This window comes from Kineococcus glutinatus (genome assembly GCF_039542765.1).
GTDB lineage: Bacteria > Actinomycetota > Actinomycetes > Actinomycetales > Kineococcaceae > Kineococcus_A > Kineococcus_A glutinatus.
In genome coordinates, this window is sequence record NZ_BAABIL010000050.1 from 1 (window position 1) to 5224 (window position 5224).

Here is a 5224-nt window from a genome sequence, read left to right on the forward strand (position 1 = left end):
CTGCCGCTGGCGCGGACGGCGGCGCACACCGCCGCGGCGCGGGCCAGCAGCTCGCGGCCGGTGAGGCGCTCGCCGGGGTCGCCCACGAGGACGACGTCGGGCGCCGCGCGCACCACCTGGACCACGCGCGCCGCGATGAGGCCCTCGGCCGCCTCCTCCGTGAGCACCGGAACCGCGCTCAGCCAACGCCCACCCACGGCAGCCCCCCTCGTCGTCGGGGGCCAAGGATAAGGGCGAAACCGGACCGGAAAATCGGGCGTCGGGAATTGCCCGACCCTTCCGCTGCGGCAGTGTCGGGATTTCCGTGGCGCAGCGCAGGGGGATCTTCACGGAAAGCGCTGGTTCGCCGACCGAATGGTCGTGACCACGACGCTCTGCCACGACCCGGGTGCGGAGCGCAGTGCGCCCTTCCGGGCGACGGCACAGCCGGTACTGCTCCGTCCGGGGGACGGACCCCCCGCACCGGCGTCCGCGCACCGCGGGCGGGAACCGCCCCCGAGCCTCGCGACCGCTCAGGCGGCGTCGCCGCGGGCCACGAGCTCGCGGGCCAGCTGCCGGTAGGCCTCGGCGCCGGCGTGCTGACGGGCGTAGGAGGTGATGGGCTCGGCGGCCACGGTCGCGTCGGGGAACTTCACCGTGCGCCCGATGACCGTGTGGAAGACCGCGTCGCCGAAGGCGTCCACCACGCGCGTCACCACCTCGCGGCTGTGCAGCGTCCGCCCATCGTACATCGTCGCGAGGATCCCGTCGACCTCCAGGGCGGGGTTGAGCCGCTCCTGCACCTTCTCGATGGTCTCCACGAGCAGCGCCACGCCGCGCAGGGCGAAGAACTCGCACTCCAGCGGGATGATCACGCCGTGCGCGGCGGTGAGCGCGTTGACGGTCAGCAGGCCCAGGGAGGGCTGGCAGTCGATGAGCACCACGTCGTAGTCCTGCAGCACCGGGCGCAGCGCCCGGGTCAGGACGCTCTCGCGGGCGACCTCCCCGACCAGCTGCACCTCCGCGGCCGACAGGTCGATGTTGGCCGGCAGCAGGTCCAGGTCCGGCACCGCCGTCTCCCGCACGACCGAGCGCACGTCGACACCGCGCTCCATGAGCACCTGGTAGACGGTGAGGTCCAGCTCGTTCGGGTTGATGCCCAGGCCCACCGACAGCGCGCCCTGCGGGTCGAAGTCCACGAGCAGGACGCGGCGGCCGTACTCGGCCAGCGCCGCGCCGAGGTTGATGGCGGTCGTCGTCTTGCCGACGCCACCCTTCTGGTTGCACATGGCGATGACCCGCGCCGGCCCGTGCTGCGCCAGCGGACGCGGCTCGGGGAACTCCGGCAGCGGGCGACCGGTCGGGCCCAGCACCCCGTCCGCGGCCTGCGCCCCGTCACCGGGGGAGGACCCCGCACCGGACGGCGGCGCCGCAGCGGGCAGCGGGGGCAGGACCGGCTCGCGACCCAGCGGCGCGGGCCCGGGAACGCCTGCCGCTTCGGTGACGGCGCCGGAGGACGCCGGGACCGCGACGGGCGGCTGGGGCACCGGGCGCAGCGGCTCCTCGCCGCCGTTCACCGGGCTCGCCGGCTGGGGATCGCTGGTCACGGGTGCGGCACTTCCTCGCAGGAGACGTGGCCCGGGGAGGGCGGGGCGGGCTGGTCCACCACGAGGACCCACCTCCGCTCGGGAGCACGTCCCCGTGGACGGGGTGACCTTAGTCGGGCCCGGCCCCGCGGTCACGTCCCAGGGTGCCCCGACACCGGCACGGGCACCCCGGACCGCCCCGCGCCGCCCTCAGCGCAGGGCGCGGGGATGGGTCGCGGCGTGCACCTCGCGCAGCGAGTCGGCCGTCACGAGGGTGTACACCTGCGTCGTCGCGACCGAGGCGTGCCCCAGCAGCTCCTGCACGACGCGCACGTCGGCACCACCGGCCAGCAGGTGCGTCGCGAAGGAGTGGCGCAACGTGTGCGGCGAGACGCGGCTGCCCAGCCGGGCCCGGACCGCCGCCGACTGCAGCACCGCCCACGCGCTCTGCCGCGACAACCGGCCGCCGCGGGCGTTGACGAACAGTGCCGGCGTGCCCCGCCCGGCCGCCACCAGCGCCGGCCGGGCCCGCACGAGGTACTCCTCCACCGCGGCCCGCGCGTAGGAGCCGACGGGCACCACGCGCTCCTTGGACCCCTTGCCCCGCAACCGGACCACGCCGTCCTCGCCCAGCGCGGCGGCCACCACGTCGTCCACGTCGAGGCCCACCGCCTCGCTGATGCGGGCACCGGAGCCGTAGAGCAGCTCCAGCAGCGCCCGGTCGCGCAGCCCCCCCGGCGGGTCGGCGGCCCCCGCTGCCTCCAGCAGCCGCGCGACCTCGGCGACGTCCAGCGCCCGGGGCAGCCGCCGCGGCGGCAGCGGGGGCCGCACGGCGCTCGCGGGGTCGTCCCCGGCCCGGCCCTCCTCCAGCAGGAAGCGGTGCCAGCCCCGCACCGCCGAGGCCGCCCGCGCCGCTGAGCTGGCCGTCAGGGCCGGGCGCCCGTCGGAACCGGAGCGCAGGGCCGCCACGAACCCGCTGACGTGCTCCTCCCGCACCCCGCCCACGTCGACCACACCGCTGGTGTCGAGGAAGGACACGTAGCGCTGCAGATCACGCCGGTAGGCCCCCAGGGTGTTGGCGGCCAGTCCGCGCTCCACCCCCAGGTGGCCCAGGTACTCCTCCACCGCCAGCTGCAGGGGACCGGGTGCGGGCACGCGGCGACCCTAGCCCGTGCCGCCGCCCGGGCCGGGCAGCGGCACGCAGGGCGGGACCGGCCCGCTCAGCCCAGCCGCGGGTGCTCCGGCCACGGCGCGTCGGCGGCCCGCAGCGTCGTCCAGCCCAGCGCCCGCGCCGTCCACGCCGCCAGCACCCCGATCACGGCACCCGGGTTGTGCACCCGCCCCGCCAGGACGGCGTCGCGCGCCTCGTCCAGCGGCACCCGCACGACGAGCATGTCGGCCTCCTCGTCCTCGCGGACGTGCCGCTCCCCCTCCGGGACCGACGACAGCCCGCGCGCCACGTACACGCGCAGCGCCTCGTCCGAACCGCCCGGGGAGTTGAACCAGTCCGCCAGGACCGCCCAGGAGTCCGCGCGCAGGTCGGCCTCCTCGGCCAGCTCCCGCTGCGCGGCGGCCAGCGGGTCCTCCCCCTCGACGTCCAGCAGGCCCGCCGGCAGCTCCCACAGCTCGTGGCGCACCGGGTGGCGGTACTGGCGGATGAACAGCACCCGCTCGTCGTCGTCGAGGGCCAGCACGGTGACCGCCCCGGGGTGGCGCTGGAACTCACGCGTCACCGTCGCCGGGCCGTCCCCACCGGGCAGCACCACGTCCTCGGAGACGACGTCCCAGACGCGGCCGGTGAAGACGACCTCCGAGCGGCTCACCTCCCGCTCGACGCGCCGGTCCGCCAGCTCCGCACCGCCCGCCGGCCGGCCCGGCAGGTCGCCGCTCACGAGGCGACGACCTCGGCGGCGACGTGCGCGGTCTCCACGTCGACGAGGCGCTCCTCGCGCTGGCGGTCGAGCGCGGCCGCCACCAGGCCGGAGAACAGCGGGTGCGCCCTGGTCGGGCGGGAGCGGAACTCCGGGTGCGCCTGCGTCCCGACGTAGTAGGGGTGCACCTCGCGGGGCAGCTCGACGAACTCGACGAGGCCGAGCTCGGGAGCGACGCCGGAGAACACCAGGCCGGCCGCCGCGAGCTGCTGGCGGTAGGCGTTGTTCACCTCGTAGCGGTGCCGGTGCCGCTCGGAGATCCTCTCGGCGCCGTAGGTCTCGGCCACGACGGAACCCGGCTCCAGGTGCGCGTCGTACGAACCCAGCCGCATCGTGCCGCCCATGTCACCGGCCCCGGCGACGATGTGCTTCTGCTCCTCCATCGTCGCGATCACGGGGTGCTCGGAGTCGGGGTCGAACTCCGTGGAGCTGGCGCCCGCCAGGCCGGCGACGTTGCGGGAGTACTCGATGACCATGCACTGCAACCCCAGGCACAGACCGAGGGTGGGGATCCCGTTCTCCCGCGCGAAGCGCAGCGCGCCCAGCTTGCCCTCGATGCCGCGCACCCCGAACCCACCGGGGATGCAGATCGCGTCGACCCCGCCGAGCGCGCGGCGCGCGCCTTCCGGGCTCTGGCAGTCGTCGGAGGCGATCCAGCGGATGCGCACCTTGGCGTCCTGCGCGAACCCGCCGGCGCGCAGCGCCTCGGTCACCGACAGGTACGCGTCGGGCAGGTCGATGTACTTGCCGACCAGCGCGACCTCCACCTCGTGGGCGGGGTGGTGCACCCGGCGCAGCAGCTCGTCCCAGGTGCTCCAGTCCACGTCGCGGAACGACAGGCCCAGCTTGCGCACGACGTACGCGTCCAGGCCCTCGCGGTGCAGCACCTTCGGGATGTCGTAGATCGAGGGGGCGTCGATCGCGGCCACCACGGCTTCCTCGTCGACGTCGCACATGGAGGCGATCTTGCGCTTGACGCTGTCCGGGATCTCGCGGTCGGCGCGGCAGACGATCGCGTCGGGCTGGATGCCGATGCTGCGCAGCTGCGCCACGGAGTGCTGCGTCGGCTTGGTCTTCAGCTCACCGCTGGGCCCGATGTAGGGCACGAGGGAGACGTGGACGAAGAACACGTTGTCGCGCCCCAGCCGCTGGCGCACCTGCCGCGCCGCCTCCAGGAACGGCAGCGACTCGATGTCGCCGACCGTGCCGCCGACCTCGGTGATGATGACGTCGATGTCGTCGCGCGCCTGCGCGCGCATCCGCTCGACGATCTCGTTCGTGATGTGCGGGATGACCTGCACGGTGTCGCCGAGGTACTCCCCGCGCCGCTCCTTGGCGATGACCGCGGAGTACACCTGCCCGGTGGTGACGTTCGCCGAGGCGTCGAAACGCACGTCGAGGAAGCGCTCGTAGTGGCCGATGTCGAGGTCGGTCTCCGCGCCGTCCTCCGTGACGAAGACCTCCCCGTGCTGGAAGGGGTTCATCGTGCCGGGATCGACGTTGAGGTAGGGGTCGAGCTTCTGCATCGCGACGCGGAGACCCCGCGCGCGGAGCAGGCGACCGAGGCTGGACGCCGACAGGCCCTTGCCGAGCGAGGACGCCACACCCCCCGTCACGAAGATGTGCTGGGTCGTGCGCTGCTTCAGGGTCTGCTGCGAGGTGCGGTCCGCCACGGACTTCGATGCTAACGCACGCCTGCACGCCCGGCCGTCAGGCGCGCGTAGACAC

At 74.7% G+C, this 5224-nt stretch carries 4 protein-coding genes; all 4 read right to left on the reverse strand.

Annotated elements, in window-relative coordinates; all coding sequences use genetic code 11:
* Window positions 1–512: 512 nt before the first annotated feature.
* Window positions 513–1352, reverse strand: coding sequence for a ParA family protein (locus ABEB16_RS02430; protein ID WP_345710684.1), 840 nt, complete (start codon window positions 1350–1352; stop codon window positions 513–515).
* A 423-nt stretch (window positions 1353–1775) separates the two neighbouring features.
* The gene (locus ABEB16_RS02435; RefSeq protein ID WP_345710682.1) at window positions 1776–2720 is read right to left on the reverse strand and encodes a site-specific tyrosine recombinase XerD; all 945 of its coding nucleotides are present in this window, start codon (window positions 2718–2720) and stop codon (window positions 1776–1778) included.
* A gap of 65 nt (window positions 2721–2785) precedes the next feature.
* On the reverse strand, window positions 2786–3445 hold the full coding sequence (locus ABEB16_RS02440) for an NUDIX domain-containing protein (RefSeq protein WP_425560091.1): 660 nt from the start codon (window positions 3443–3445) through the stop codon (window positions 2786–2788).
* Between the two features lie 8 nt (window positions 3446–3453).
* The gene (gene pyrG / locus ABEB16_RS02445; protein WP_345710683.1) at window positions 3454–5169 is read right to left on the reverse strand and encodes a CTP synthase; all 1716 of its coding nucleotides are present in this window, start codon (window positions 5167–5169) and stop codon (window positions 3454–3456) included.
* Between the last annotated feature and the right edge of the window lie 55 nt (window positions 5170–5224).